Source organism: Nitrosopumilus sp. b3 (assembly GCF_014078525.1).
Classification (GTDB): Archaea; Thermoproteota; Nitrososphaeria; order Nitrososphaerales; family Nitrosopumilaceae; genus Nitrosopumilus.
In genome coordinates, this window is the sequence record NZ_MU078694.1 from 467,589 (window position 1) to 493,603 (window position 26,015).

Genomic DNA, 26,015 nt, shown 5'->3' on the forward strand with positions numbered 1-26,015 from the left:
AGTTATCAAACATCATGATGGCAGCTGACGATGGTGCAACAGTACTTGAAACAAATGATAGCGATCCTATGAAACCAGATAAGGTAAAAACAAAATTTGATGTAATTATTATTGGTGCGGGACCATCAGGGTACACTGCAGGGATTTATTGTTCTAGAGCTGGGTATGACACATTGATTTTGTCAGGAATTCTTCCAGGAGGTCAATTAGTGAATACAACAGAAGTAGAGAATTATCCAGGATTTGAAAACGGGATAATGGGTCCTGATTTAATGATAGATATGAGAAAGCAATCTCAAAGAATGGGAACTACAATTATTGATGATGAAGCAGTTGATGTAGATTTTAGACGAAGCCCATTCAAAGTTTTAACAGCCTCAGAAGAGTATGAAGGGCGTGCAGTAATTATTGCGACTGGTGCAAATCCAAGAAAGATGGGATTGCCTGGAGAGCAAGAATTTGCAGGAAAAGGTGTTTCATATTGTGCAACATGCGATGGACCATTTTTTAGGAATCAGGAAATAGTTGTTGTAGGAGGAGGGGATTCAGCCATTGAAGAAGCAACATTCCTCACAAAATTTGGCACAATAGTTCACATTATTCATCGTAGAGATGAATTGCGTGCAAGTAAAGTAATGCAAGAACGTGCATTTAGTAATGAAAAAATAAAGTTTCATTGGGACTCTGCTGTAACAGAAATCAAAGGGGAGCAAAAAATGCAAAAAGTAATTATAAAAAATCTAAAAACAAATGAAGAGTCAACAATTAATGCAGGAGGTCTTTTTGTTGCAATAGGTCATGAACCAAATACAAAATTATTCAAAGGACAAATAGATTTGGATGATAAAGGATACGTTGTATTAAAAAATAAAACCCACACTAACATTGAAGGTATTTTTGCAGCTGGTGATGTTCATGATAGAACTTACAGACAAGCAATAACTGCTGCAGGGTTTGGGTGTATGGCAGCAATTGATGTTGATAAATATTTAACAGAAAGCGCAGATAAAAAAGAATGAAAAATGCACAATGCAAAAAGTGTCTAAAAAAATTTGAGCATAAAGAAATCTTTACAATTCAACAATTTCAATATCGAAAAATTCCCACATACAGCTGGTCTTTGGGATATTTTAAAAAGTTAGGAATTAATGAATGGGATTCCTTCTGTGAAAATTGTATGAGAGAACATTCTAAAAAATCCAAAGACGAATGGGATAAATTAAAAGTTTAACAATTCTGCAAATAAATAGGAAATGGAATGAGCAATACAGAAAATCTAAAGAATTCAATTAAGGAGACTAGTGGAAAACTTGCAAAATTAGGAACAGAATTAGCAGATATCAAGTTCAGTTACAAGGTGGAAGAGAAACCATCCAAAGATTATTGGGAGAAAAGATTGAATGAATTCAGAAATTATAGTGATAAATCTTTAGAATATTATAATCAAGTTCATACCATGATGAATTTAATTAACAAAGAAGAGTCACAAATGTTTCTTTTACGCATAAGTAAATTTCGACAGATAGGAATGGAGTTATTAGAAATCATGCAAAAAATCAAAGATAATCCATCAATCTCAGATCCCAAAGATAAGCAACAAAGTCAATGGAGTAAAGAAATTAAAAATAATCTTAACGAACAAAGCAACAAATGCCTAAATCATGAAAAAGAGATGAATAAAACATTCCGAGATTTTTATCAAAATCAATTAAAGCAGATTTTAGATTCCTAGTATGCCAAATCCGACATGTGTCTTGCATTTTTCAAAGAATTTTCAAATTCTTCTTCTGTCATAACGTTTTGTGATGCATAAACACTCTTGAACTTACGTCCATCATCAGCAAAAATGCCTACTACACAAGCATCCCCATCAATATGGTATTTTTTCATACATGCGTAAACTGCTGCAGATGAAGGACTGATTAAAAGTTGATCTTTTTCAAAAACGTCTTTTACAACATCAAATGCTTCTTTATTGTCTACAGAAACCCAATCATCAACAACACTTTCACGTTTTAAAAATAAATCAGGTTTTGCAGATTCTTCAAAGTTTCGCCATCCTTGAATTAAATGGTTTTGTTGCGGTTGGCAACCAATTATCTTAACATTAGGGTTTTTTTCTTTAAGAAAAGTACCAATCCCAGTAATTGTTCCACCAGTGCCAACACCTGTAAAGAAATGAGTTACTTTCCCTTCAGTTTGTTTCCAAATTTCAGGACCAGTTCCAACATAATGACCCTTGAAATTTGCCTCATTTGCGTATTGATTTGGAGAGTAATATGTGTCAGGTCTTGAGGATGCAATAGAAGTTGCTAATGCAATACTTTGATCTGTACCTGCCCCAACTTTAGGACATAAATCATCACTTGTCTCAAATACTTTAGCACCAAGATTCCTAATGATATCTTTGGTCTCATTACTAGCTTTTTCAGGAATTACAATTTCTACTTTATAGCCCAATACATTCGCAATACCAGTTAACGCAATTCCAGTATTACCAGAAGTAGGTTCGATGATTATGCTTTTGCCTTTGGTTAGAATTCCTCGCTCTTCACCATCTTTAATCATCCAATATGCAGCTCTGTCTTTTACAGAACCAAATGGGTTATGACCTTCTAATTTTGCAAAATATTCTACATTATCATGAGAAAGTGAATTTAATTTTACGAGAGGAGTGTTTCCCACTCTGCTCAAGACATCTGTATCAGTAACAGTAGTCATTATTCTGGTTATTTCACCTTTTTAATTTGAAATGTAATTACATTCCCATCTTTTGATAAATCTAATAGCTCATGACCATTTCTTGTAACCCATCTTGAAATATCATCTTCAGCAGCAGGATCATCTGCAGACACAGTTAGAGTTTCACCAACTTGCATTCTTTCAATTTCAATTTTTGTTCGAAATACAGGTTCGGGACAAAATAATCCAGTTGCATCTAATTTTTTTTCAGCAGAATCAGACATAGGTATCTAATTCAACAAAAGCGTTTTGTCATATTAAAATCTATTTGAGTTTAGCTTGTCCTACTTTATCTTACAATGTCATTTTCAAGATAGTGGTAAGATTTCTATCTTTCATAAAACTAGGATCATGATTTTGAAAATTGATTTTTTGTGATATCCTTCTCATCGAATAAAGTGCAATTCTGTAGAATAATGGCCACATAGGACTGTTTTGATTTGAATCATATAGTCTGAGTAATAATGTAAAAAGCCATTTTGTGTTTGGGTAATGTTCAGAAATATAATCAACAATGTATTCTTTAGAATTATTAATTTTGTATTTTAGATGGTCCAATGTTTCTGATTGTGACACATAACCTGTTTGAGAAACATGAATGTGTCCACATTTCATTGCATGTAAAATATCATCAAGAGTATTTTCTGAATCAATTTGATTAACACATCTCCCAAGAGTTGACAAAACATGGGAATCACTACCAGCCACTTGTGTAATGTTATTATCCAGTGCAAATTGAGTGGCTCGAGCGTTTGATAAAATATCTACATTATTACTATTGAAAACTTCAACCATATCACATTTTTTTGCATCCTCACGCAATGCGTTAATTAGACCAAATGGATGGGGTGCAGATGAGACGCCCCCCTGATCTCGTACTTTATCAATTAATTCTTCCAGAGAAATCCCAGCAGGAATTTCATCGTGAATACCATAGGCCAAGACATGAGCCCCATTATCGATTGTTATCTCTTCAGCAGGATAAACATTGATTTTTTTGAATTTCTCATGATCATTTTTGTATTCAAGTAATTGACGATACCCATCAAGTGTATTGTGATTTGTTACAAAAATTGCATCCAATCCTAAATTAAGTGAACGCTCAAGTTGGTCACGTATTGAAACATTACAATCATGTGATGGTTCACCTTCACCTACATGAAAATTTGAAAATGAATTATGACAGTGAAGTTCAGTAGTGATTGACATTTTCACATAATATAGAGTGCTTTTAATTATTAACCCTATTGAAAAAATGAGTTATCTAAAAAGGTCTTCATGCTCAGGTCGAATTAATTCATCTATAACATGGTCTTCAATTTTGAATGAGTAATTCCTAATTATAGTAATTGGGATTTTTAATGATTTGCCCATTACCAGTTCCGCTGCAGAGGACAGTTCATCAGCTACAGCAATTGCAGTTACACGCAAAATCTTTTGAAATGAATCATGCATTCCAGCATAATCAATTATTGGATTTAATCCGGAAATGCCTATGGCACAGTTAGTTTGGCCCATACGAAAAGGACGTCCAAATGTATCAGAAATTATTACTGCCACATTTTTGTTAGTTTGTTTTAAAATATTGTAGCGGATTGATTCAGCAGAAACATCTGAATTAATTGGTAATAAAGTCGCATACCCTTCTTGCACATTACTTTCATCAATGCCGGCATTTGCACAGATAAATCCATTTTTTGTTTCAACAATTAATATGCCATTTTTCATTCGGATAATTCGTTTTGTTTCAGATAAAATTAATTCTACTAGACGAGGATCTTTTTGATACTGAGAGCCAATTCCCTGAGATAGTAAAGAAGGTTCAACAGTAGATAATTTGACAATTCTTCCTTCTTGTTTTGAGATAATTTTTTGTGCAATTACTAAAATGTCACCATCATGTAAGTCGCAAGAGCTCAATACCAAATCAGATATATCATCTGAGGGTTCAATTTCTTTTTCAATAAGAACAGGAATAATTTCCAAGTAAAAGTACTAAAGATATGGACTAAAAAATTGTTTAGGCAGGAGTGATTGTTTCCAGTTCCATTTTGTAATGTTTGTTGATAATATCTAAAACTTTTGAGAGGTCCTTTTCTTCCAAAGTAGCAGTAGCCAAGTCTTTTACCAAGTCCTGAGCTCTATATGCAATACCCAATCCACAAATGTCAAATAATTTCACATCGTTTGCCCCATCAACAACACAAACAATATCTTCTTTTTTCTCACCCCATTCAGCAATTTTTATTTTGGCAGACTTTGATTTATCAGAATCAACATGGATTACTACGTCATCTAATTTTCCATCTTTAAATTTTAACTCATTTGAATAAACATAGTCAAGATCTAGTTCTTTTTGTAATCTAGCCATCATTAAAGTAAACCCTCCAGAAACTGCCATGAGTTTCCAACCAGCTGATTTTAGTACTCTACAAAGTTCTTTTGCACCAGTCATTATAGGCAATGCATCAGCAACTTCCTGACATGTTTTTTCATCAAGACCTCTAAGTGCTGCAACTCTTGTTTTCAAACCTTCTTCCCAGTTAATTTTCCCTTGAATTCCTTGTTTGGTAATTTCCCAAATCTCATCTTCTTTGTTTAATTTTTCTGCAAGAATTGGAAGATATTCTTCATCATATAAAACACCTTCAACGTCAAAAATTACAAGCAATTGATTTCTGAATTGGAAAAAAATGCTAATTATATTAAAGTTTAAACTTTTTTGAGATCAAAAAAACGCTAGTAATAAATCACCGTTTGTTTTATGGTTAAACATGGCAGAATTAGAACGTAAATACGAAGTAGAGATCAATGAGAGAGAAGGAAGACAAAAACTGCCTCAGGAAGTTAAAGATGAATTAAAAGCATCAGGTATGATGGATGAAAAAGGGAAATTAAAGTTAAAAGGCGTCAGTCCAAAAATGCTCAAAAAAATGAAGCAAGAGTATGTAGACTGTCCAGTTTTGAAAGAAGAAATTCAATTTATTCAGTGTTTTGTGTGTCCAAATTTCCAAAGCAGAGTAATGGGCAAAGTTCTCTGTAAAGGCGACCCGCTTTAAAATACTGAAATTAATTTACGATAGCAAAATTCTCACGAAAGGCTCATTAGTTAAATTAATTCTTGGATTTTTAGTTTGAGTAAAGAAGACGTAGGAATCACTGTTTCAAAAAATGATGATTTTAGTGAATGGTATACTCAGGTTGTTCTAAAAGCAAAATTAGCAGATTATGCACCTGTCAAAGGGTTAATTGTTCTAAGACCAGATGGTTATTCCATTTGGGAATCATTGAGAAGTACATTTGATAAAAAATTTGCAAAAAATGGAATAAGAAATGGATTTCTACCAATATTAATTCCTGAATCTTTGTTAGGAAAAGAACAAAAGCATTTTGCAGGATTTAATCCAGAAGTGTTTTGGGTAACTCATTCAGGTACAAATGAAATTGGAGATAAACTTGCTCTAAGACCAACATCAGAGACATTGGCATATACAATGTATGCCAAATGGATTCAAAGTTGGAGGGATTTGCCATTAAAAATCAATTTTTGGAATACTGCATTAAGGGCAGAGATTAAAGCAACAAAACCATTTCTAAGAACCTCAGAATTTTTGTGGCAAGAAGGCCACACAGTCCACACAACTCAAGAAGAGGCTGAAAAAGAAGTAATGAAGATTTTAGAGATTTACAAAAATACAGTTGAAGAAGAATTGGCAATTCCAGTAACAATAGGAAAAAAAAGTGAAAAAGAGAAGTTTGTAGGTGCAGTATATACAACTACAATGGAATCAATTATGCCTGATGGAAAGGCGTTACAGATGGGGACATCTCATTTTCTAGGGCAGAATTTTTCAAAACCATTTGAAGTTAAATTTGCAGACAAAGATAATGTAGAACATTTTGCATGGCAGACATCTTGGGGTGTTTCATGGAGATTGATCGGAGCTATGATCATGGCACACGGAGATGATAAAGGTCTAGTACTACCACCCAATGTAGCACCAACACAAGTTGTAATTGTTCCAATTTATAAAAATGAAGAGGGGAAAGAAAAAGTTCTATCAAAGGTTGAAGAAATTAAAAACACGTTAGAAACAAAAGAAATCAGAGTACATGTAGATGATAGAAGTGGATTATCTCCAGGTTACAAATTTAATGATTGGGAATTAAAAGGAATTCCATTAAGAATCGAGATAGGTCCTAAAGATATTGAAAAGCGAAGCATTGTAATTGCAAAAAGATACAATAAAGAAAAATCAACCTTGAATTTTGATGAAATTGAAAAAATATTCACAATATTGAATGAAATTCAAAACGAGATGCTAAAAAAAGCCAAAGAACAGGCAAAAGAAAACACAATGGAGATTTCAGACTATACGGAGTTTAAATCAAAAATTGAGAAAGGTGGATTCTTCAAGGCTCCTTGGTGTGGAAAATTAGAATGTGAAGAAAAAATTAAAGAAGAAACAGGAGCAGATATTCGAGTAATTCCATTTGGCAGTGAAAATGAAAATTTGAGATGCATATACTGTAAAGAACAAAGTGTATCAACATCTGTTTTTGCCAGAGGGTACTAGACCAACTAATGCCACAAATATTATAATAGAAAAAAAATAATTTCCCAATAATGCCCTCAAATCAAGAATTAGATCAAAAAAATGCATTGTTAGAGCAATTTAGGGAGACACGAAGTAGAACACTAGAACTTGTAAAAACTTTGGAAAAAGATGATTTTGTAGTTCAGACTGCATCATTTATGAGTCCACCAAAGTGGCATATAGGACACGTAAGTTGGATTTACGAAGCAATAATGAGTAAATTAGAAAAGAATTACGAGTTTTACTCAAAAGAATTTTCAGAATATCTTAATTCATACTATCAACAATTTGGAGTTCCACATGACAAGGGATTAAGAGGTGTAGTCTCAAGACCCACAGTTGATCAGATATTTCAATATTTTAATACAATTAATCAAAGAGTAGAGCGTTTTATTGAATCAAAAAATCTCAGTTCTGATGAAATAAGACTAATAGTTATGGGGTTTCATCATGAGTGTCAACATCAAGAACTTCTAGTATATGACCTTCAACATCTTTTAGCAGAACAGTATCATCCAGTAAAGAAAAACAAAATATCTAAACAAATCAATCCAGAGAAAAAATCAGTTAGAATCAAGGGGGGTCTTTACACAATGGGATATAATGGAAATGATTTCTGCTATGACATTGAACTTCCAGAGCACAAATCATACCTAAATGATTTCAAGATGGATGTTTTTCCAATCACTAATCAAGAATATCTAAAATTTGTAGAAGATGGAGGATATGAGACATACAAGTTTTGGCTATCAGATGGATGGGAAAAAGTAAAAGAGAATGATTGGAAAGCACCAATGTACTGGGAAAAAATTAATGACGAGTGGAATGTTCGAGACTTTTTAGGAATTAGAAAAATCAACCCCAATGAACCTGTATGTCATGTCAGTTATTATGAAGCAGATGCTTATTGTAAATGGGCGGGAAAGAGACTTCCTACTGAGGCAGAATGGGAAAAAGCTGCATGTTGGAATGAGGAAAAAAACGAAAAAACAATCTACCCTTGGGGAAATGACAAACCAACAAATGAAAAATGCAATCTACTTGAATCATATTTTTGGGGATGTTCAGAAATTGGCACGTATCCAAATAGTTCAAGTCAACATGGTTGTCAGCAAATGATTGGAGATGTTTGGGAATGGACCTCGTCAGAATTTACAGGATATCCAGGATTCAAATCAGGATTTGATGAATACAATGACAAATGGTTTACAAATCAAAAAGTTTTACGAGGAGGATCTTTTGCCACACCAGAAATGTCAATTAGAGGGTCATATAGAAATTTTTTCAGATTGGATGAACGGTGGTTATTTTCAGGTTTTAGATGTGCAGAAGATATCTAAATTTTAGATACCAGTGTTAGTGAAAAATGAGACTTATCATCTAACCATGTATGTTTAATTTCAAACCCTACATCATCAAGAAGTTTTTGAATTTGAGATAACCTAAACTTGTGAGAATATTCAGTGTGAATCAATTCATCTTTTTCTAAGTTCAATAAAAGATTGGATTTTGAGATCACCACAGATTGATCAACTAGGGATTTCAGATACATTTCAATTCGCTGATCAGTTTCGTTGTAAAGAGAATGATGTGAAAAATTATTTAAATTAAAATCGGCATCTAGTTCATCATTTATTCTCGAAAGAACATTCAAGTTAAATTCTGAAGTAATGCCTTGAGAATCATCATATGCAGATTCTAAAATATTCTTATCCTTAACCAAATCAAGTCCAATAAGAAAGAGATCTCCTTTTTTCATTGTAGAGTTTATTTTTTGCAGAAACTCATGACCGTCCTTTGGCGGGAAATTTCCAAAGCTAGAACCCAAAAATAGGATTAAATTTTTCTTTTCATCATAGTTTTTTAGAAATTCTAAACCACCCTCATATGTGTCAATTATTCCAGTAATGTGTAAATTTTCATAATCCTTCAACAATTCCTCAGAACTTTCTGCAAGAATCTCAGATATATCAATAGGGAAATATTCAACATCCCCACATAATTTTGAGAAAATATCAAGGATTATTCTTGTCTTTACAGATGCACCACTTCCTAATTCAACGACCCTGAATGTTTTATCTAGAAATGAAGGGAGTTCATCTTTGAGTTTGTTTAAAATCATAATTTCAGTCCGAGTAGGATAATACTCAGGCAATGTACAAATTTTTTCAAATAGATCTGATCCTTTTTTATCATAAAAGAATTTTGGAGAGATAAATTTACCCTTCCTATTCAAACTAAATGAAATCTCTTCAGCAAAAGTTTTTTCTATTTTACTGGCATGAGGTTTGAAATATTGCAGGCGTTCATCAATTATGAATTTTTTATAATTTAGATTTTTTTGTAAAGTGTTACTCAAGTATTAATTCAGACATTATTTAACATAAATGCGTTATCCCATGTTTTACGCGTAAATCATATTTCTTGATATACTTCTAAATTAAACAGTAGTCATTGACAGAAATTCTAAAAGTTGAGCATTTAAAAAAATATTTTACTAAAAAAGGAATGTTTGGCGGAAAAATAGCAACAGTAAGGGCTACAGATGATGTTTCTTTTTCACTTGGAATAGGAGAAGTTCTAGTATTGGCAGGAGAGTCTGGCTCTGGAAAGTCAACTATAGCTAAACTAATTCTGAGAACAATTGAGCCTGATTCAGGAAAAATCTTTTTTGAAGGATATGAGATAGATGATGAAAAAAAGAATTTAGAAAAAATCAGAATGAATTGTCAAATGATTCATCAGGATCCATACGATTCTATCAATCCTAGAATGAAAATTGCAGACATTGTTGCAGAGCCTTTGGAGATACATAATATCGGAAATAAAAAAGACAGAATAAAAAGAGTAATCGAAGTTTTACAAGAAGTAAAGCTAGAACCTGCTGAGGAAATAATGAAGAAATACCCTCATATGTTATCAGGAGGGCAAAGGCAGAGAATAGTTCTAGCAAGAGCATTATCATTAAAACCAAAGATCATTATTGCTGATGAACCAGTTTCAATGTTGGATGTTTCAATTAGAGCTGAAATGCTTGAATTGATGCATGAATTACAGAAAAAATATAGTATTTCATTTATCTATATCACGCATGATTTGGCAACTGCCAGATATTTTGGACAAAAAATTGCGATTTTGTACAGTGGGAAAATTGTAGAAACAGGTCCAATCAATCAAGTTTTGCTGAAACCAAAGCACCCATACACTCAAGCATTAATTGACGCAATATCAGAACCAGATCCAGATAATCTAAAGAGAGAGAGAAAAATTAGAATTAAAGATGCAACTAATGAAGATCCGTTTCACGGGTGTAGGTTTAGAGCAAGATGTCCATATGTAATAGAAAAATGCATTGAAGAGCCAGAGTTATTAGAGATTAGTGATGGGCAATTTGCTGCATGTCATATTAAACTAGACTAGGAAGTTTGTACAGAGGGCATTCGTTTATCTTTGTATGTAACAACATTTGAAACACCATTCTTAGGAAATACACCATAGATCAATTTTGCTTTCTGTATTACAGAATCTTTTAGTGAAACCATAATGAATTGACTTTCTTTGGATCTTTCCTCTAAAATTTTTGCCAGTCTTTCGGAGTTTGGAGCATCAAGGTGAGCATCAACCTCATCAAATAAGTAAAACGGAGATGGTTTTAGTTTTTGCAATGCAAGAACGAATACAATAGCAGCCAATGTTTTTTCACCACCACTAATTGATGTTGATTCTCTTTTTGGTTTGTTAGGGAATTGAATCAGATAAGAAATTCCAGAATTGAATATATCATCTTCATTTTGTAATTCTAACCAAGCATTACCTTCAGTCATTTTATTGAAAATTAAACGAATTTCTTTATCGACTTTATCAAATGCGTCTAGGAATGTTTGACGTTTATCTTTCTCAATATCCTCAATAAATTTAACAATAGAATTTCTTTCCTCTTCTAGAGAATTCTTTCTTGTAGACATGGAACGGTATCCATACGAGACTTCAAGGTAGGTTTCAGGAGCCTTTGCATTTAGTGCATTGAGAGTATTTAGTTCTGCAGTAAGTCCCTGAACAATTGATTCCACATCAAAGGTTTCCATGTCTTTGTTAAACCCAAATGCAGACAGAAGTTGTTGTAATTTTACTTCATTTTCAACTAAATCATGCAAATCCCTATTTAACGAATCTGTCTGACGTTCCAATGAGTTCATTTGTTTAGTGATTTCTCTATCTTTTTCAGATAAAATTTTGAGTTTGTCATCATATTCTTTTAAATTCTCAATTGATGAGCCAGAGGTAGAGATTAGTTCTTGTTCTTTTTCCCTTAATCTTATAAGAACCTCGCTCTTTGATTCTTTTTGTTTTTCCAAATCTAGGATTTTTTGTTCTAATTCTTGGTATTCTAAATTCAGAGAACTCTCCTCATTAGACAAACGATCTGATTGGGATTTTTCACGGTTATCTTGAGTTTGTAAAGTAGTTTGTTGAGAAGATTTATCACGATATTCATTCATTATTGTTGTGTAAAGTTTTTCAATTTCTGCTTTCTTTAGGTTGATTTTAGATAATTCATTAGCGATTCTAGTTTGCTCCCCACTGGCATAGTTTTCCTCTACAATGGCAATACGCTGACGTAATGATTCCACGTGTGATTCAGATGTAGATACTTCAGATTCAATAGTTGCATTTCTTGAGGTTAGTTCAGAGATTCTTTTTGTTAATTGTTCTTTCATGGTAATTGCAGAAGTTATTCGTGATTTTAGATTTGAAAAATTCTCATTTGTAGATGTTAGTGAATTTTCAGATATCGAAAGTCTGTCAGAATAAGATTGAATTGAGTCATCTAATTTCTTTAAAGAATGCTTTTTCTTTAGCATGTATTTTTTGATCAACCCAATAGATTGGAATAATCCATCAATATCGCTACTCATTGAGATTAATTTTGTGAGTTTGGAAATTTTGGAATTAATATCAATCACAACAGTGCCTCCTTTTGCCTCAAAGAATTCACCATCCAAAGTGACTGCTTTGTAACCCATTTGTGACACATTATAGCCTGATTCACGGGATTCGGTAAGGACGATATTTCCAAACAAGAATGTTTTGAGTGCAGAGTATGCAGTATCACATGTTACATAATCTGCAAGAACCCCAATCACACCAGATTTTTTAGGTAATTTTAGATTAAATTTAGGAATTGCTTCAAGTGGAATAATTTTCAGTTTTGGCAAATTTTTACTTCTAGCTACTTCGGCAATTCCAAGTAATGTTGCAAAGTCCTTTACGACAATTGCCTTAATCCAGTCAGAGCTTACAGCCATTACAGAACGTTCGTATTTCTTATCCCAAGAAATCATTTCATACACTAATCCTTCTATTCCAAGTTTGTCAGCATCTTCTTTTAATTTGGCAACCGTATAATCTTCATGCATGAATCCTTTTACTGTTTTAATTTTTGATTCGTATTGAGTTGCAGCCTTGCTAGATTTTTCTAAAATTAATCCCAATTCATCCATGTCAGTATTAATTTTAGATTTTCTTTCACGTAGTTTTGAAATTCTAGATTTTAATTCAAAAATTGTCGCGGTGTGATTATTAATCATCGATTCCAATTGGGATTTGTATTGAGATAGTTTTGTTATGTCTTCTTCTAATTCTGTTAATTTTATAGAATTAGTTTTTATTTTAATTGTTGATTCTTCTTTTTCATTTTGTATTTTAGATAATTTTAGTTCGGATTGATTTAACTCATTTGTTAATGACTTTATTTTGTTATCAATTTCAGATTTTTTAGCTGCGGCTTTGGATTGTGCATCAAGAACATCATTTCGTTGTGAATCAATAATTTCCAAATCTGCATTGATTTTAGTCTTCTTTGAATTTGTTTCCTCAATTGACTCGTTGATTTTATTTATCTGGGAATTGATATCACTTCTTACATTGTTAATTTCTTCAAGTTCGTTTTTAATTTCAGGGATTCGAAGTTCAATCTGTTGAATTCTTTTCTTTGATGCAGAAATTGCACTATTATCAATTTCATATTGTTCCATTGCAGAACTTATTTCAGCATCAAGGGAAGCTTTTGCTTGACTATAATCATTAGCTTCTGCCATTAATTGAGATTTTTCTTTTTCAAGAGATTCAATTTCAGTCCGTAGTGAAGTTCTTTCTTCGTCATATTTTGTAATCTCTGCAGTTAGAGTGTGTAAAGAAGATTCTTTTGAGGATTTTTGCTCTGAAATAACTTTCATTTTATTTGCAGCAGCTATTGCTTTGTAACGATTTAATTCACGTTCTAAAATATCATGTCGTAATTTTTGGTTTCGTTCTTCTTCAAGTTCATCAATTCTTTTTTTAATTTCACCCATTTTTGCAAGTGCTATTTCTAATCGTCTATCTGCCTCGTCAAGTTGTTTTACTGACTCTGTCTTTTTCTCATCAAAATAAGATAAGCCGATTAAATCTTCAATGGTCTTTCTTTTTTCCTCTGATGTAAATTCAGAGATTCTAGTCACCGTTCCTTGTTGAACTGCATTAAGCTGCCCAAGTCCCGCATTAGCCATATCTAGCAAATCAAGAATATGACTTCGGTTGGTTTTCTTTTTGTTTAGATAGTAAGAGTTTTCACCATTTTCATCCATTTCTCTTGTAATTTCAACAAGATCTGAATCCACGGGAATTTTTCTATCAGAGTTATCAAAATGAACACTAGATCTTGCCATTTTAGGTCCACGGCGATTACCCTCAATATCATGAATTAATGAACGAAGTTTATCGACTCTCATCACTTTGGGTTTATTTTCACCCATTGCAAAAATTATGGCATCCAAAATGTTACTTTTACCAGATCCATTTGGACCAGAGATTGAAACAAGTCCGGGTTCGAATTGAACTGTAGTATTCTTAAAACCAAAGGATTTGAAACCAAAGATCTCTACTTTTTTAACATGAACCAATGACAACAATTTTGCATTAGATAGGATAATCGATGGTTAACAAGTTTAGTTGACATAATTGAGTAATTTTTCTTGTTTTGTTATCATATTTTTCGTAGCGGCTAGGCACCAAAACAAGTTGATTCGCAATGGCATAGTTTTTTGCCTTTTATCACAGGGAATTTAAAATTAGAATTAGGCATGACGTAGCCTATTTTTAATAAATTAAAAAGTGGTTTCAGGCTTTATCGGGCTTTCCCTTGAACACCTGAAGCACACAAACGATAGGACGGTGATAAAATAACTATAACAAAAAATGTCTTAACATCTTGTGTGTGTATTAAAGACAGACAGAAAATTTTTGAGGTTGAATATGATCTCTTAAAACATATTATTTGAAATAAATTATATCAAAGGAGTTGTGATAAATCCCACAATAGATCCGGCCATAAATAGGAATAAATTTTTTGAGAAGTTCATCGGATTCGAAAATAGTTTATAAAAATATCATAAATAATATCGATTGTTTGGATTAAACGATCATCATATGTAATAAGCAGATAGACGTCAAGTCTTCTAATTTATTGATTTTACAGCCACCTATAATTACCGATAATGAATCCTAATTTTATGGTCAAACTAGGGCTAATTCAAACAAAGTCTTATGATTCAAACGAAAAAGGAATTTCAAAAATATCGGAGATCTTAAAAAAACTAGGCAGAAAAGAGATAGAAATTGTATGCCTTCCAGAACAATGATTAAAGAACAATGAAATCATAGATTTTGATTTGGAATTTTTAGAATTTAAGAGAATTGCCAGAGATTTTTCAATGACAATTATACCTGGGGCATTTTATGAAATCAAAAAAAATACATCAATAATTTCGCCAATTATCGGTCCTGAGGGGGAATTTATTGGCAGGCAGGAAAAGATTCATCCATTTGATTATGAAAGAGATTATGTAAAGCCAGGAAAGGAGGCTAAAATATTCAATACTTCATGCAAATTTGGAGTAATTATCTGCTATGACATGGTTTTTCCTAATGTTGCCAATCTACTTACAAAGAAAGGGGCTCAAGTATTATTTTCACCCAGCAGAATTGTACGACGGGGAATCATTCCTTGGCAGATGTATGTTCAGGTTAGGGCATTGGAGAATAGAATACCTATTCTTGCTGCAAATGTAGAGAATAGAAAATATGGTGGAAGTAGTGTAATTGTGGATTTATCAGAGAACAACAAAGTCATAACAACAAAAATGACAAAGCTGAAAGGGGAAAGTCAAAAATTTAAAGAATTTTCACTAGATAAATACGAATCAAGTAGAAAAATTAGATTTTCAGATTCAAAAACATTTCAATAGTTAGTTGCCTGCAACAAACTTTTCACATTCAGCTTTTGCTTTAACATCGGAGGTTTGTTCAATCGGATGTTTCATCAAATAAGCACTTGCAGGCTTTATTGGACCACCAACACCCCTATCAAGTGCAATTCTAGCTAATCTAATTGCATCAATTACAATTCCAGCAGAGTTTGCTTTATCATCTACTTCTAAACGAACTTCCATGTTGTACGGAATATTTGCCCATTGACGACCTTCAATTCTCATAAACATTAACTTGGTATTTCCTAAGAATGGGATAAAGTCAGACGGACCAACATAGATTTGATCATCATCTAATCTATCTCTAAGTTGGCTTTGAACACTTTCTGTTTTAGAAATTCTTTTGGAAGCTAGTCTATCTTGTTCTTTCATATTTAGAAAGTCAGTATTTCCACCAACATTGATTTGGTAGGTTTTTTCAATTTTAGTTCCTCTGTCACTGCATAATTTTGCCAGTGTTCTATGTACAATAGTTGCACCAACTTGTCCCTTGATGTCATCGCCAATACATGGAATATTCTTTTCTTCAAACTTTTTTGCCCATTTTTCATCAGATGCTATGAATGATGGGATACAGTTAACAAAAGCAGTGTTAGTGTCAAGACAAATTTGAGCCCAAAATTCAGTAACTTTGTCTGAGCCTACAGGCAAGTAAGAGACGATAATTTCAACACCTAATTCTTTTATGACTTTTTTAACCTCATCAGCAATTTGTTCAGAGGTTTTATTGCTTTCAATAGGCTTAATTCTATTTTCTACCCAAACTCCAACACCATCTAAAATTGGACTTTCATAGACTTTGGCATCAGTTTTTGGCATTTCATCTTTAGGAATCCAATCTACCATGTTTGGAAATTCATAAATGGCTTCGTTGAGTAATTTCCCAACTTTGTTTTCACCAACATCAAATCCACAAACAAAATCAATATCATGAATACCATAACCGGCCAATTTATCATGAATAATTCCTGTAACTTCTTGAGAAGGGTTTTTACGATAATATTCTATTCCTTGTATTAATCCAGCAAAACAGTTACCAATCCCTACCAATCCAACTTTAATTCTATCAGCCATTTGAAAATTGGTGATATTAGACGGGTTTAAAGTTTTCTTAGTAGAAACAAAAACTGAAACGATAAAGGCAGAATTTTATACTTGCCATCGAGGAATAAAATATGGTAGTAGCAGGCAATTCAGTAAAGGATATTGAAATTGATTCTGATACAACGATTGAAAATATTTTTGAAGAATTATCAAAATCAGGAGGATTCGAATCAGTAAATCTTTCTGATGGCTTAGAAATCTTGACTGAGATGATTTCAGATAAACAGTGTCTTAGATTTGTATCATTTGTAGGAGCTGTTGTTTCTACGGGACTAAGAGGGATTATTAAAAATATGATCAAAAATAATTGGTTTGATGTTGCAATTACTACTTGCGGTGCACTTGATCATGATATTGCAAGACATTTTTCACATTACAAAGAAGGCTCATTTACAATGGATGATATGGAATTAGCAAATCAAAATATTCACAGATTAGGAAATGTATTGGTTCCAATGGATAGTTACGGTCCACTCATTGAAGAAAAGATGCAGTCATTTTTAGAAGAAGAGTATCAAAAAGGAGTAAAAGAAATGACTACTGCAGAGATTTGTAAAATGATTGGCAAACATTTAGGGGAAGATTCATTTCTTTATTGGGCACAAAAAAATAATGTAAGTGTAGTGGTTCCAGGAATAATGGATGGTGCTGTAGGGAGTCAAATTTGGCTTTTTGCACAAAAACACAGCGATTTCAAACTAAACTTGACGGGAGATGCAGATTTACTTTCAGGATATATTTTCAAGGCTGAAAAATCTGGAGCATTTATGATTGGTGGAGGAATTTCAAAGCATCACACATTATGGTGGAATCAGTACAGAGAAGGACTAGATTATGCATTTTACATTACAACTGCACAAGAATTTGATGGGAGTCTTAGTGGAGCATTAGTTAGAGAAGCAATTTCATGGGGAAAAGTCACACAAAAAGCTAAACAGTCAACACTACATGCAGAAGTAACCACTATCTTGCCATTTATTTATGCAGCATTAATCAGAAAATTACAAAAATAGTTTTAAAATTAGAAAAAGCCTATTATCTAATCACTACCAAGATAGTCTATTGACTTCTGAAATTAAAATTAAAGAACTAAAACCCATTAATTTGGAAGGTGGATATCTTATTGATGGATTCCCATCAGTGGGATTTAGTAGTGCGATTGCAACAGAATCAATGGTACACACATCAAATTTTGAAATAGCAGGAATTATTGATTCAGAAGGTTTTCCACCAATAAGCGTTGTAAAAAATGGGAAACCAAATTTTCCAATTAGGATTTTTGTAAATGAAGATCTAAAGATAGGAATTTTTTTATCATATCTAACTCTGGAACAATCTTTGCACAGAGTTGCAGCTAGAACAATGTTAGAATGGGCTAAAAAACACAAAATTGAATTGATTCTCAGCAGTGTTGCAGTAAAAGATCCTAATGGAGATGAAGAGATGATTGGGATTGGAAGTACCCAATCAGCTAGAGAAAAAATTAGAGATGCAGGATTAAAAGGATTAGAACATGGTACAGTTCCAGGCATACCTGGAGTTTTGTTAAATGAAGGAAGTATAATAAAACAAGATGTGGTGGTGATCGTTTTTCATACAAAGGGTGAAGGTCCGGATTTTAAATCAAGTGCAAATCTTTGTATGGCAATGTCAAAATTAATTCCAGGAGCTTCATGTAACATATCATTATTACAAAATGAGGCAGAAAAAGCTGAAGAAGTGATAAAAGAAGCACAAGTAGAGTCAAACCAGATCAAAGATTCAATGTATACATAGAATTTTTTCAATTAATGTTTAATTCAGTATTCAATTTCTTGTAATCAATAGATAATGGAACAGTTTTTAGAATTTGCAGTATTAGTAATAGCTATTTCAGCATCAGGAGTAATGGCACCAGGTCCACTTTTTGCAGCTAACATTTCATATGGATTAAGAGATGGTGCAAGATCAGGAATTAAGATGGCATTTGGCCATTCAATTGTAGAATTTCCATTAATAATATTATTAGGAATAGGAGTTTTTTCTTTAGAAATATTTCCGGAATTTAGAACAATAATTTCTATTTTAGGTGCAATCACACTTTTCATATTTGCAATCATTCAGATTAAAACAGTATTTTCAAGAAAAGAAATTTCAGAGATTAAACCAAAACAAGGTCCGCTAATTACAGGGATTTTGCTTAGTGCATTAAATCCATTTTTCATAATATGGTGGCTTACAATTGGGTTCAAATTAATTTCAGATGCAATGTTAATTTGGGCATTTGCAGGAATTATTATTTTATTTGGGTTACATATTTGGATGGATTTTACTTGGTTGGGAATAATTTCGTTTCTTGCTTCAAAAAGTTCAAAGATACTATCGAACAAAAACTACAAAGTTTTGATGGTTTCTCTGAGTTTAGTATTAGTATATTTTGGAATAGTATTCTTAACTGATGTAACATACTAACTACAATCCAAAATTTCAATTTGAGGCTCACATGAATCATTAAATGAATCAATTTTTTCAACAATTATTTCACAAAATTCAGGATCAAGTGATTCTTCATAGGAGGAAATATCATTTAGTATCAACATATGTTGAATACCACATGAATTTCCAGTAAAACTAAGAAGTGTGAGAATTATCGAAGTCAGTACTGCAAGTAGAATTAAATTTTTTAAACTAATTTTTTGAAATATCAATTTCCATTGTAGAAACATTTCGTTGTTTCCCATCTTGTGAAGTAAGAGAATCAGATGAAATTCTTACATCGCTAATCACATAACCCACTGAATCCATTCTTTTTACAATCATTTGAGACACATCAACTGCTTGTGTAATTCTTTTACCTCTAGCTTTTATCGTAACAGTAGGCCTAGTAGAAAGCTGTGTTAAAGTTGCTGAAACATATGTCATAATAGGTTTAGTACCAACGAAGATCACATCACGTTCTTCAGGAGAAGAATGAGTTTCAGTAGAATCACTTTTTGATTCAGGTGTTGATGATTGTGGTTCAGGTTCTGGTGTTGGTTCAGGTTCTGGTGTTGGTTCAGGTTCTGGTGGGTTCAGGTTCTGGTGTTGGTTCAGGTTCTGGTGTTGGTTCAGGTTCTGGTGTTGGTTCAGGTGTAGATTTAGTTCTAGAGTCAAATTCAGATAAAATATCTTCAGCATCTTTTGATTTTTTAGGGTCGCTCAATTTTGAATTCCTGTAATTACAAAACTTTCTCCGGCGTTTATTAATTTTTCAGGTTTTGAGCATCAAGGTAGTCTTCAAGTAATTTTTCAAGATCATCCTCATTACTGGCTTTTCTTATTTTCTCAACCAAATCTTCTTGTTCAATCTCATAACAATTTAAGACATCTTGGGAATCTTTGAAAACAAGCATTGCTTTATTTTTAAAAATACAATGATAGAGTTTTTCTTTTTCCATTTTCTCTGGTTTTATATTTACTCCGTTGTCATCAGCAGAAACTGGGTAATCCATAAAATTATGAAGTAGTATCAGTATTTAGATGAATACACAATATAGTAATAATCAAAACAATATGAAAAAATATTGGAAACAAGAGTAGTTTTCCACATAGATTTTGATTATTTTTATGCTCAGTGTGAGGAAACAAGATCTCCCGAATTAAAAACAAAGCCAGTATGTGTTTGTGTTTTCTCAGATAGAGGAGGAGATAGTGGTGCAATTGCTACTGCAAACTATACTGCAAGAAAATATGGCGTTAAATCAGGAATTCCAATATCTTTTGCAAAAAAAAGATTACAAGATAGAGAAGATGCAGTATTTTTGCCAGTAGATTTTGATTTCTATTCAGAGATATCTGAAAAAGCAATGGATATTATGAAATCTAACGCAGATGTTTTTGAATATGTTGGAAGAGATGAAGCATATTTAGATGTAACAAAAAAGGTGGAAGGTGATTATAAAAAAGCAAGTCATCTTGCACAGCAAATTAAAAATTTGATTAGAGAAAAAATCAAACTCACATGTTCAATTGGGATTTCCCCAAACAAATTAATTTCTAAAATTGCATCAGATTATCGAAAGCCTGATGGTCTTACAGTTGTAACTCCAGATAAAATGAATGAATTTTTAGAGCCATTAAAAATCAGATCAATTCCAGGCATTGGAAAAAAAACTGAAGAGAGGTTTTCTGAAATGAAATTAGAAACCATACAAGATTTAAAAAAATTAGATGTTTTTACTTTGAATAAAGAGTTCGGTAGAAAGAGTGGAACTCACATCTATAACGCAGTAAGAGGAATTGATAATGATCCTGTAAAAGAGAGAGAAGCAAGCATACAATATAGTAAAATTTCTACGTTAAAAAAAGACTCAAAAGATTATCCATTTTTGTATGAAAATATTGTGGAATTATGTAAAGAAGTGCATTCGGTATTAATTAAAAATAATAAAATGTTCAAATCAGTTGGAATTCATATTGTACAGTCAGATTTATCAATAAAATCAAAATCACGAATGCTCAAAAACCCAACAACAAATCTAGACGAATTACAAAAAAATGCGGTTCAATTACTAAAAGAAGCTTTAGAAAACCAAACAGATACAATAAGAAGATTAGGGGTCAAAGTTTCAGAGCTGTCAGAAGTTCAAGGTCAAAGTAGCATTACAAATTATTTTTAAACAACAAAATTATTGCTCAAGTTTTTTCATACGTCTTGATTCTATCAATATCACGACCAAAATAAATGCAAATAGCCATGGCAAAAACATAATTTCACCAGCAATTTTGTGATATTCTTCCCACGCTACAGGATCTGTTGTTACTTTAAGGGCATACCAAGATAATGAAAAAATTCGAATCAGATTAACGGTGATTGTGCCAATAATCCCCAAAACAAAATACATTATTTTTCGATGTCTTGGAATATTCAGTTTTAGCATAAATGCACCAATTACTAATGAAAAAATGATAATGCTGTGAACACCTGCAGAAGGCCAAAATACTTGAAGAGCCATAGAACCATGATCTCCACGTAGGAACATGACATTGTCTTTTGCTACAGCGGTTCCAAGATCAAGAACTGTGATAATCCACACATTTGCTTGAACAAAATAGGGAACAATGTACTGTAAAGGACCCAAAGTATCATATGGGAAAAAGGCATCAAGGGAGAGAATTATTGCAGTACCCGTTAGAAAAATTGGTCCAGCTGGCGCAATTCTAATCCATCGCTTTCCAAAGAAAATTGTTAGTGCAGCTACAACAAAAATTGCCATGACAACAAAATCCCACATCCATGTCCAAGAGTAAATTAATTGTACATCAAACTGCTCAGCGGATTCAATTATGTATTCCCTCAAACCATATTCTAACGAAATTAGGTATCCAATAGTTACTAGAGCCATAGGAATTACTGTGAATAATCGTTTTTTTGATATGACAATTTTAAGACCAATTAATTCAGCAACTATGAAAACAAGTGCAAAGAAATATCCTCCCCTACCTTCATTCCAGCTCCATGCTATAGAATCAGGATAAGCAATCATTGAAAAAAGAATTGGACTAGCAATTATTGCAATTCCAAAAATAAGATTCCAATTCTGCATCAATTAAACCTAAAAAAGGGCAAATAAATAGCTGAACTTGGTAAATTTTTAAAATTCATTCATAGATTGAAATAAGAAAAAGATCGTCTAATCTTCGGCATCTTCTATTTCATCTGCCTCGGGATCTCTCCTACTTGGGCGGATTGGAACATAAATGAATGTCATAAAATCTATTTTGATGACTATAACATACATTCAAAGGTTGTAATTATTTGCCTAATTGGTAATTTCTAATGCATTAAGATGAAGGATCAATCTTACATTCAGTTTTTAGTGATTTTATGGTTGTAAAATACGTGATAGACAAAACGCCAATTGCAATTATTCTAATTGGAATTTCATAATTTGTTAAAAATGCAGTTGCAGTGGCACCCACTGAACCAAATGTGGAGATGACAGCAAATCCAATCGGTCCACAACTACATGCACCTGCTGCGGCACCAATGACAGATCCAAATATCCCACCACTAATTTTTTGTTTAGATTTTTTAAGAATATTTATTCTAAATATGTTCATAGGTAACACTACAGCAGATAAAAAAGAGATTGTCAAAATTAGAATAAATCCAAATTCAGTACCTGAAGGAATGTGGCTAACCACATAAGGCTCCAAGAAGATGTATTCAGATAAAATTAACAAACCAACCGTCATTGATGAAAAAATAATAATTGCTAGAAGAAGATATTTGAAATTTGAAAACACCAGACTAGTTACAGATGCCATCTAGACCATTGTGTCCAATATTTGTTTGAACACTGAAAATGGTTGTGCGCCACCAAGTTGCTGTTGTCCATCTGATCCTACTATAAAGAATCCAGGGGTCCCACGTACGCCATTTTCTCTTGCTTGCTGTGTATTATACTGCACACGTTTAGAATATTTTCCTGAATCAAGACAGCTTTCAAAAAGTTCCATGTCAAGACCCAGACTAAATGCAAATGCTTTTAGTCGTTCAGGATTTGCCCATCCGCCATCAATTTTTGATTCTTGTGAAATGTAAAGCAAATCATGGTAATCCCAATACATTCCTTGATCTTCTGCACAATATGATGCTTGAGCTGCTTTTGGAGAATCTTTTCCTAAAAATGCCATATCAACAAAAACAAGATTTGCTTTTCCAGTTTCAATATAATCACGTGTTATTGCAGGTTTTGTATTATGAAACCAATTATAACATTGATGACACTGATAATCACCAAATTCAACAATAGTTATCGGAGCAGAAGGATCACCTAAAATTGAAGAACCCATAGCTGTAGAAATTGTTCCATGAGTTCTACCCATATCAAGATTAACAGTTTTTGAGGGGGATGTTGACACAGATGCTGCAATTCCTGCTATAATTCCAATAACAATCACGCCTAGAATTACAGCTTTTTTATTCATAGTTTAAAACAAAGTTAATTGGTTAAAAAAACTTATTCCAAATTACGAGATGATTTTCGTTTAAACAAATTTACAAATTTTGCAATTGCCACATCAATTGGACACATCTCACATGCAATATTTGATGAATGCTCATCAAGATGTTTTTCAAACTTTTCTCTAGATTCTAAAACTAGATCACATTTTTCACAGTAGACTTTTTTAATATTATTCCTTGACGATTTGTTCACTATTTTTTTGTGTATCTAGTGCTTATAAAGATCCTGTTGAAAATCAAAGTATGGTAAAAAGTCTAGATAAATTTGTTACAGGATTTTTTGTTGTGATATTTGGTATTTTATGGTATTGTAGTTCAAGGTATCAAGTTAAACCGAGTCACTACACAATCGTAGTCCATGATGTTTTTGGGAAGCAAACTAAGATTAATGGCATAAGAACCAGTTTTAGAACTTTAGAAGTTACTCAAAGTTACATTTCAGAATATCATGAACATTTTGAAGGGTATGGTTTTTCAATTGGTCAGGATTTTCCAATAATTAAAAATCCAGCTTTTAAAATTTTTAAGAAAATTCAAAGATAATGAATTCTCATGTGAACATTCAGTTCAACTTCATATTTTGTAACAAATCCACAATGAGTGCAAGAAAACATGTCAGATTGCTGTACAGTCTCTCGTTCTATTACTCTACCTGAAATTGATGTAATACTAATTCGTTCATTGTTTGAAATCACTGCAAAATTTTTTCCTTCATCAATAGAGTCCAAGTATTCTTTGATGGATGAAATAACTAATTCAGTGTCAATGGGAACATCATCGTCAAAAGTAGACAATGTGAATTGATGTTGTTTTAGGGTAGGAATTGCTTCGACCTTATCTGCAACATATACCAGTAATTCATTTTTTATTGATGCTATATCCTTGCAATCAATTGTGAGCATAAAATTTGAAGATTTTATCAATATTTTAGTCTAACAATAATTGAAAATGATTATTATGGTTTGATAGTGAGTTTGAATAGAATGGGAGATTCAGAGACATTCGGAGTTGAGAAAGGTCATGGGGAAGAGATCGTGTCATGGCTGAATAGTCAGGCCAAAAAGCAAGAAGTAAAACTTGAAGCAAGATTATACGGATATGAGATCTCTACAAAAAATTTTGGGGATTTTGAAATGTTTTCATGGATGGGAGATGTTCAAATTGCAAGAAAGATGATTATCAAAGCTAGTAAAAGATTCAAGGTAAGGGTAATCGAAGGAGGATACAAACCAAAAGAGAAATTACTTAGATTGAAAAAATTTGATTTTGCCAAAGTCAAAAAAGGAGATAAGACGATTGGTCAATTAGAATTTGTAGCACCAAGGTTTGGAAATAATCAATGGGAGATACAAAATGAAGAACGTCATTAAGAGAACAATACACAGGATGCGTAACGAATGAAAAAGATAGGGGTTATCGGATTAGGAATGTTAGGGAATGCAGTAGCACAACATTTGTTAGATTCAGGTTTTGATTTAACAGTGTACAATAGAACAAAAGAAAAAACATTGCCAATCAAAGAGAAAGGGGCAAAAGTTGCATCATCGCCTAAAGAAGTTGCTGAGCAGGCAGAGATAGTAATAATCGTAGTAAAAGATGCAGATGCAGTAAAACAGGTATCTTTTCAAAAAGACGGAATAGTTGAAGGTAAAAATGAAAACATCATTGTTGCAGATATGAGTACAATCAACCCATCAGAATCAAAAAATATTTCAGAAAAATTTCTAGAGTATAATATAAAAAAATTAGACATTCCAGTTATGGGAGGACCAAATGTTGCAATTACAGGCGATTTAGTTATGATGGCATCAGGAGATAAGAATGCGTTTGAAAGTTGTAAAAATGTTTTTGATAGCATTGCAAATAAAGTATTTTTCTTAGGTGAAAGCGGAGTAGCCCATTCAGTCAAATTGGCTATGAATCTTCAAATAACTATGCTAGCACTTGCCCTATCAGAAGGAATCACACTTGTAAAAAAATCAAATGTAGATCCCAAAAAATTTCTTGAGATTTTAAACTCGACTTATTTTAAAACAGGAATGAGTGAAAAAAAGGCATACAAAATGACAAATGGTGAATATGACGCCACATTTACTCTTGCAAATCTAAAAAAAGATATCAGTACAATCACTGAAACTGCCAAATCCTTAGGAATAAAGTTGCCAATGATTGAAAAAGCTGAAGAAGTTTATGGGGATGCCCTAAATGAAGGACTAGGAAACATAGACTACACGGGAATAATCGAATACATTAAAAAAATTAACGATTCGAAATAAA

The 26,015-nt window shown here is 32.6% G+C and carries 33 protein-coding genes; 16 read left to right on the forward strand and 17 right to left on the reverse strand.

The features are described from left to right. The first annotated feature begins 14 nt into the window (after positions 1-14). From trxB to C6990_RS04915, 3 genes are read left to right on the forward strand one after another with little or no spacing between them, the layout of a single operon-like run. Positions 15-1,019, forward strand: a complete 1,005-nt coding sequence (gene trxB, locus C6990_RS04905; RefSeq protein ID WP_182128941.1) for a thioredoxin-disulfide reductase — start codon at positions 15-17, stop codon at positions 1,017-1,019. Further along, complete coding sequence (locus C6990_RS04910) at positions 1,016-1,231, forward strand: hypothetical protein (RefSeq protein WP_182128943.1); 216 nt, start codon at positions 1,016-1,018, stop codon at positions 1,229-1,231. Before trxB ends, C6990_RS04910 begins: the two co-directional genes overlap by 4 nt. A gap of 27 nt (positions 1,232-1,258) precedes the next feature. Further along, the gene (locus C6990_RS04915; RefSeq protein ID WP_182128945.1) at positions 1,259-1,732 is read left to right on the forward strand and encodes a hypothetical protein; all 474 of its coding nucleotides are present in this window, start codon (positions 1,259-1,261) and stop codon (positions 1,730-1,732) included. Here the strand turns inward: C6990_RS04915 and C6990_RS04920 are convergent. From C6990_RS04920 to serB, 5 genes are all read right to left on the reverse strand, one after another. Next, the gene (locus C6990_RS04920; protein WP_182128947.1) at positions 1,729-2,721 is read right to left on the reverse strand and encodes a cysteine synthase family protein; all 993 of its coding nucleotides are present in this window, start codon (positions 2,719-2,721) and stop codon (positions 1,729-1,731) included. The two genes, C6990_RS04915 and C6990_RS04920, sit on opposite strands and share 4 nt — an antisense overlap. An 8-nt stretch (positions 2,722-2,729) precedes the next feature. Next, a complete protein-coding gene (locus C6990_RS04925; protein WP_182128949.1) occupies positions 2,730-2,966 on the reverse strand; it encodes a sulfurtransferase TusA family protein in 237 nt (78 codons plus the stop codon). Between the two features lie 70 nt (positions 2,967-3,036). Then, on the reverse strand, positions 3,037-3,951 hold the full coding sequence (locus tag C6990_RS04930; protein ID WP_182128951.1) for a PHP-associated domain-containing protein: 915 nt from the start codon (positions 3,949-3,951) through the stop codon (positions 3,037-3,039). 51 nt (positions 3,952-4,002) lie between these two features. Then, positions 4,003-4,728 (reverse strand): coenzyme F420-0:L-glutamate ligase, encoded by a 726-nt coding sequence (gene cofE / locus C6990_RS04935; protein ID WP_182128953.1) that lies wholly within the window; start codon positions 4,726-4,728, stop codon positions 4,003-4,005. 34 nt (positions 4,729-4,762) lie between these two features. Next, entirely contained in the window at positions 4,763-5,413 is a 651-nt protein-coding gene (gene serB, locus C6990_RS04940; RefSeq protein WP_182128955.1) for a phosphoserine phosphatase SerB, read from the reverse strand. Positions 5,414-5,516: 103 nt separating this feature from the next. Between serB and C6990_RS04945 the strand changes: the two genes are divergently transcribed. The 3 genes from C6990_RS04945 to egtB all read left to right on the forward strand — a co-directional run bounded on the left by C6990_RS04945 (position 5,517) and on the right by egtB (position 8,680). Then, positions 5,517-5,801, forward strand: coding sequence for a hypothetical protein (locus C6990_RS04945; protein ID WP_182128957.1), 285 nt, complete (start codon positions 5,517-5,519; stop codon positions 5,799-5,801). A 75-nt stretch (positions 5,802-5,876) separates the two neighbouring features. Further along, the gene (proS, locus tag C6990_RS04950; protein WP_182128959.1) at positions 5,877-7,319 is read left to right on the forward strand and encodes a proline--tRNA ligase; all 1,443 of its coding nucleotides are present in this window, start codon (positions 5,877-5,879) and stop codon (positions 7,317-7,319) included. A 50-nt stretch (positions 7,320-7,369) separates the two neighbouring features. Further along, the gene (gene egtB / locus C6990_RS04955) at positions 7,370-8,680 is read left to right on the forward strand and encodes an ergothioneine biosynthesis protein EgtB (protein ID WP_182128961.1); all 1,311 of its coding nucleotides are present in this window, start codon (positions 7,370-7,372) and stop codon (positions 8,678-8,680) included. Here egtB and egtD read toward each other — a convergent pair. Next, positions 8,677-9,699, reverse strand: a complete 1,023-nt coding sequence (egtD, locus tag C6990_RS04960; protein WP_182128963.1) for an L-histidine N(alpha)-methyltransferase — start codon at positions 9,697-9,699, stop codon at positions 8,677-8,679. The two genes, egtB and egtD, sit on opposite strands and share 4 nt — an antisense overlap. 95 nt (positions 9,700-9,794) lie before the next feature. Between egtD and C6990_RS04965 the strand changes: the two genes are divergently transcribed. Then, positions 9,795-10,760: an ABC transporter ATP-binding protein gene (locus C6990_RS04965; protein ID WP_182128965.1), complete on the forward strand. Its 966-nt coding sequence runs from the start codon at positions 9,795-9,797 to the stop codon at positions 10,758-10,760. On the opposite strand, the gene C6990_RS04970 is transcribed toward C6990_RS04965, so the two are convergent. Next, a complete protein-coding gene (locus C6990_RS04970) occupies positions 10,757-14,281 on the reverse strand; it encodes a chromosome segregation SMC family protein (protein ID WP_182128967.1) in 3,525 nt (1,174 codons plus the stop codon). The genes C6990_RS04965 and C6990_RS04970 overlap by 4 nt on opposite strands. 609 nt (positions 14,282-14,890) lie before the next feature. Here C6990_RS04970 and C6990_RS10995 point away from each other — a divergent pair. Then, positions 14,891-15,019: a hypothetical protein gene (locus C6990_RS10995; protein ID WP_255465214.1), complete on the forward strand. Its 129-nt coding sequence runs from the start codon at positions 14,891-14,893 to the stop codon at positions 15,017-15,019. Positions 15,020-15,049: 30 nt separating this feature from the next. After that, the gene (locus tag C6990_RS04975) at positions 15,050-15,625 is read left to right on the forward strand and encodes a carbon-nitrogen hydrolase family protein (protein WP_255465216.1); all 576 of its coding nucleotides are present in this window, start codon (positions 15,050-15,052) and stop codon (positions 15,623-15,625) included. On the opposite strand, the gene C6990_RS04980 is transcribed toward C6990_RS04975, so the two are convergent. Then, positions 15,626-16,720, reverse strand: a complete 1,095-nt coding sequence (locus C6990_RS04980; protein ID WP_182128969.1) for an inositol-3-phosphate synthase — start codon at positions 16,718-16,720, stop codon at positions 15,626-15,628. A 101-nt stretch (positions 16,721-16,821) separates the two neighbouring features. On the opposite strand from C6990_RS04980, the gene C6990_RS04985 reads away from it, so the two are divergent. Genes C6990_RS04985 through C6990_RS04995 form a run of 3 tightly spaced genes read left to right on the forward strand, consistent with a single transcriptional unit; the run spans position 16,822 to position 19,201 of the window. Next, on the forward strand, positions 16,822-17,763 hold the full coding sequence (locus C6990_RS04985) for a deoxyhypusine synthase (RefSeq protein ID WP_182128971.1): 942 nt from the start codon (positions 16,822-16,824) through the stop codon (positions 17,761-17,763). Positions 17,764-17,812: 49 nt separating this feature from the next. Then, positions 17,813-18,526 (forward strand): proteasome assembly chaperone family protein, encoded by a 714-nt coding sequence (locus C6990_RS04990; RefSeq protein WP_182128973.1) that lies wholly within the window; start codon positions 17,813-17,815, stop codon positions 18,524-18,526. A 54-nt stretch (positions 18,527-18,580) separates the two neighbouring features. Further along, entirely contained in the window at positions 18,581-19,201 is a 621-nt protein-coding gene (locus C6990_RS04995; RefSeq protein WP_182128975.1) for a LysE family transporter, read from the forward strand. Here the strand turns inward: C6990_RS04995 and C6990_RS11000 are convergent. The 4 genes from C6990_RS11000 to C6990_RS05015 all read right to left on the reverse strand — a co-directional run bounded on the left by C6990_RS11000 (position 19,198) and on the right by C6990_RS05015 (position 20,220). Beyond that, a complete protein-coding gene (locus C6990_RS11000; RefSeq protein ID WP_255465217.1) occupies positions 19,198-19,329 on the reverse strand; it encodes a hypothetical protein in 132 nt (43 codons plus the stop codon). The two genes, C6990_RS04995 and C6990_RS11000, sit on opposite strands and share 4 nt — an antisense overlap. An 88-nt stretch (positions 19,330-19,417) precedes the next feature. Next, the gene (locus C6990_RS05005; RefSeq protein ID WP_182129112.1) at positions 19,418-19,651 is read right to left on the reverse strand and encodes an AlbA family DNA/RNA-binding protein; all 234 of its coding nucleotides are present in this window, start codon (positions 19,649-19,651) and stop codon (positions 19,418-19,420) included. Between the two features lie 133 nt (positions 19,652-19,784). Continuing rightward, positions 19,785-19,931 carry a hypothetical protein gene (locus tag C6990_RS05010; RefSeq protein ID WP_182128977.1) on the reverse strand — a complete coding sequence of 49 codons (147 nt, stop codon included), beginning with the start codon at positions 19,929-19,931 and terminating at the stop codon, positions 19,785-19,787. A gap of 40 nt (positions 19,932-19,971) precedes the next feature. After that, positions 19,972-20,220, reverse strand: a complete 249-nt coding sequence (locus C6990_RS05015; protein ID WP_182128979.1) for a hypothetical protein — start codon at positions 20,218-20,220, stop codon at positions 19,972-19,974. Between the two features lie 72 nt (positions 20,221-20,292). Here C6990_RS05015 and dinB point away from each other — a divergent pair, with 72 nt between their 5' ends. Next, positions 20,293-21,387: a DNA polymerase IV gene (gene dinB, locus C6990_RS05020; protein WP_182128981.1), complete on the forward strand. Its 1,095-nt coding sequence runs from the start codon at positions 20,293-20,295 to the stop codon at positions 21,385-21,387. Between the two features lie 9 nt (positions 21,388-21,396). Here dinB and artG read toward each other — a convergent pair whose 3' ends face one another. The 4 genes from artG to C6990_RS05040 form a co-directional block, all read right to left on the reverse strand. Further along, the gene (artG, locus tag C6990_RS05025) at positions 21,397-22,314 is read right to left on the reverse strand and encodes a thaumarchaeosortase (RefSeq protein WP_182128983.1); all 918 of its coding nucleotides are present in this window, start codon (positions 22,312-22,314) and stop codon (positions 21,397-21,399) included. A 238-nt stretch (positions 22,315-22,552) separates the two neighbouring features. Then, positions 22,553-23,038 carry a hypothetical protein gene (locus C6990_RS05030; protein ID WP_182128985.1) on the reverse strand — a complete coding sequence of 162 codons (486 nt, stop codon included), beginning with the start codon at positions 23,036-23,038 and terminating at the stop codon, positions 22,553-22,555. Beyond that, positions 23,039-23,701 (reverse strand): DsbA family protein, encoded by a 663-nt coding sequence (locus C6990_RS05035; protein WP_182128987.1) that lies wholly within the window; start codon positions 23,699-23,701, stop codon positions 23,039-23,041. Between the two features lie 32 nt (positions 23,702-23,733). After that, positions 23,734-23,931, reverse strand: coding sequence for a hypothetical protein (locus C6990_RS05040; protein ID WP_182128989.1), 198 nt, complete (start codon positions 23,929-23,931; stop codon positions 23,734-23,736). Positions 23,932-23,981: 50 nt separating this feature from the next. Here C6990_RS05040 and C6990_RS05045 point away from each other — a divergent pair, with 50 nt between their 5' ends. Further along, on the forward strand, positions 23,982-24,281 hold the full coding sequence (locus tag C6990_RS05045; RefSeq protein WP_182128991.1) for a hypothetical protein: 300 nt from the start codon (positions 23,982-23,984) through the stop codon (positions 24,279-24,281). On the opposite strand, the gene C6990_RS05050 is transcribed toward C6990_RS05045, so the two are convergent. Further along, entirely contained in the window at positions 24,272-24,640 is a 369-nt protein-coding gene (locus C6990_RS05050) for a C2H2-type zinc finger protein (protein ID WP_182128993.1), read from the reverse strand. The genes C6990_RS05045 and C6990_RS05050 overlap by 10 nt on opposite strands. Positions 24,641-24,721: 81 nt before the next feature. On the opposite strand from C6990_RS05050, the gene C6990_RS05055 reads away from it, so the two are divergent. Then, entirely contained in the window at positions 24,722-25,108 is a 387-nt protein-coding gene (locus C6990_RS05055; RefSeq protein ID WP_182129116.1) for a hypothetical protein, read from the forward strand. Between the two features lie 27 nt (positions 25,109-25,135). Next, on the forward strand, positions 25,136-26,014 hold the full coding sequence (locus C6990_RS05060) for an NAD(P)-dependent oxidoreductase (protein ID WP_182128995.1): 879 nt from the start codon (positions 25,136-25,138) through the stop codon (positions 26,012-26,014). Position 26,015: the final 1 nt, after the last annotated feature.

Bases quoted from the DNA above. Each gene is read 5' to 3' on its own strand.
- C6990_RS04930 (WP_182128951.1), bottom strand. From the start codon at position 3,951: ATGTCAATCACTACTGAACTTCACTGTCATAATTCATTTTCAAATTTT.
- C6990_RS05030 (WP_182128985.1), bottom strand. From the start codon at position 23,038: ATGGCATCTGTAACTAGTCTGGTGTTTTCAAATTTCAAATATCTTCTT.
- C6990_RS11000 (WP_255465217.1), bottom strand. From the start codon at position 19,329: ATGTTGATACTAAATGATATTTCCTCCTATGAAGAATCACTTGATCCT.
- C6990_RS05005 (WP_182129112.1), bottom strand. From the start codon at position 19,651: ATGACATATGTTTCAGCAACTTTAACACAGCTTTCTACTAGGCCTACT.
- trxB (WP_182128941.1), top strand. From the start codon at position 15: ATGATGGCAGCTGACGATGGTGCAACAGTACTTGAAACAAATGATAGC.
- C6990_RS10995 (WP_255465214.1), top strand. From the start codon at position 14,891: ATGGTCAAACTAGGGCTAATTCAAACAAAGTCTTATGATTCAAACGAA.
- C6990_RS04980 (WP_182128969.1), bottom strand. From the start codon at position 16,720: ATGGCTGATAGAATTAAAGTTGGATTGGTAGGGATTGGTAACTGTTTT.
- C6990_RS05035 (WP_182128987.1), bottom strand. From the start codon at position 23,701: ATGAATAAAAAAGCTGTAATTCTAGGCGTGATTGTTATTGGAATTATA.
- artG (WP_182128983.1), bottom strand. From the start codon at position 22,314: ATGCAGAATTGGAATCTTATTTTTGGAATTGCAATAATTGCTAGTCCA.
- C6990_RS05055 (WP_182129116.1), top strand. From the start codon at position 24,722: ATGGGAGATTCAGAGACATTCGGAGTTGAGAAAGGTCATGGGGAAGAG.
- C6990_RS04995 (WP_182128975.1), top strand. From the start codon at position 18,581: ATGGAACAGTTTTTAGAATTTGCAGTATTAGTAATAGCTATTTCAGCA.
- C6990_RS04985 (WP_182128971.1), top strand. From the start codon at position 16,822: ATGGTAGTAGCAGGCAATTCAGTAAAGGATATTGAAATTGATTCTGAT.
- C6990_RS04915 (WP_182128945.1), top strand. From the start codon at position 1,259: ATGAGCAATACAGAAAATCTAAAGAATTCAATTAAGGAGACTAGTGGA.
- C6990_RS04945 (WP_182128957.1), top strand. From the start codon at position 5,517: ATGGCAGAATTAGAACGTAAATACGAAGTAGAGATCAATGAGAGAGAA.
- C6990_RS04910 (WP_182128943.1), top strand. From the start codon at position 1,016: ATGAAAAATGCACAATGCAAAAAGTGTCTAAAAAAATTTGAGCATAAA.
- C6990_RS04920 (WP_182128947.1), bottom strand. From the start codon at position 2,721: ATGACTACTGTTACTGATACAGATGTCTTGAGCAGAGTGGGAAACACT.
- C6990_RS05015 (WP_182128979.1), bottom strand. From the start codon at position 20,220: ATGGATTACCCAGTTTCTGCTGATGACAACGGAGTAAATATAAAACCA.
- C6990_RS04925 (WP_182128949.1), bottom strand. From the start codon at position 2,966: ATGTCTGATTCTGCTGAAAAAAAATTAGATGCAACTGGATTATTTTGT.
- C6990_RS05045 (WP_182128991.1), top strand. From the start codon at position 23,982: ATGGTAAAAAGTCTAGATAAATTTGTTACAGGATTTTTTGTTGTGATA.
- C6990_RS05060 (WP_182128995.1), top strand. From the start codon at position 25,136: ATGAAAAAGATAGGGGTTATCGGATTAGGAATGTTAGGGAATGCAGTA.
- egtB (WP_182128961.1), top strand. From the start codon at position 7,370: ATGCCCTCAAATCAAGAATTAGATCAAAAAAATGCATTGTTAGAGCAA.
- C6990_RS05050 (WP_182128993.1), bottom strand. From the start codon at position 24,640: ATGCTCACAATTGATTGCAAGGATATAGCATCAATAAAAAATGAATTA.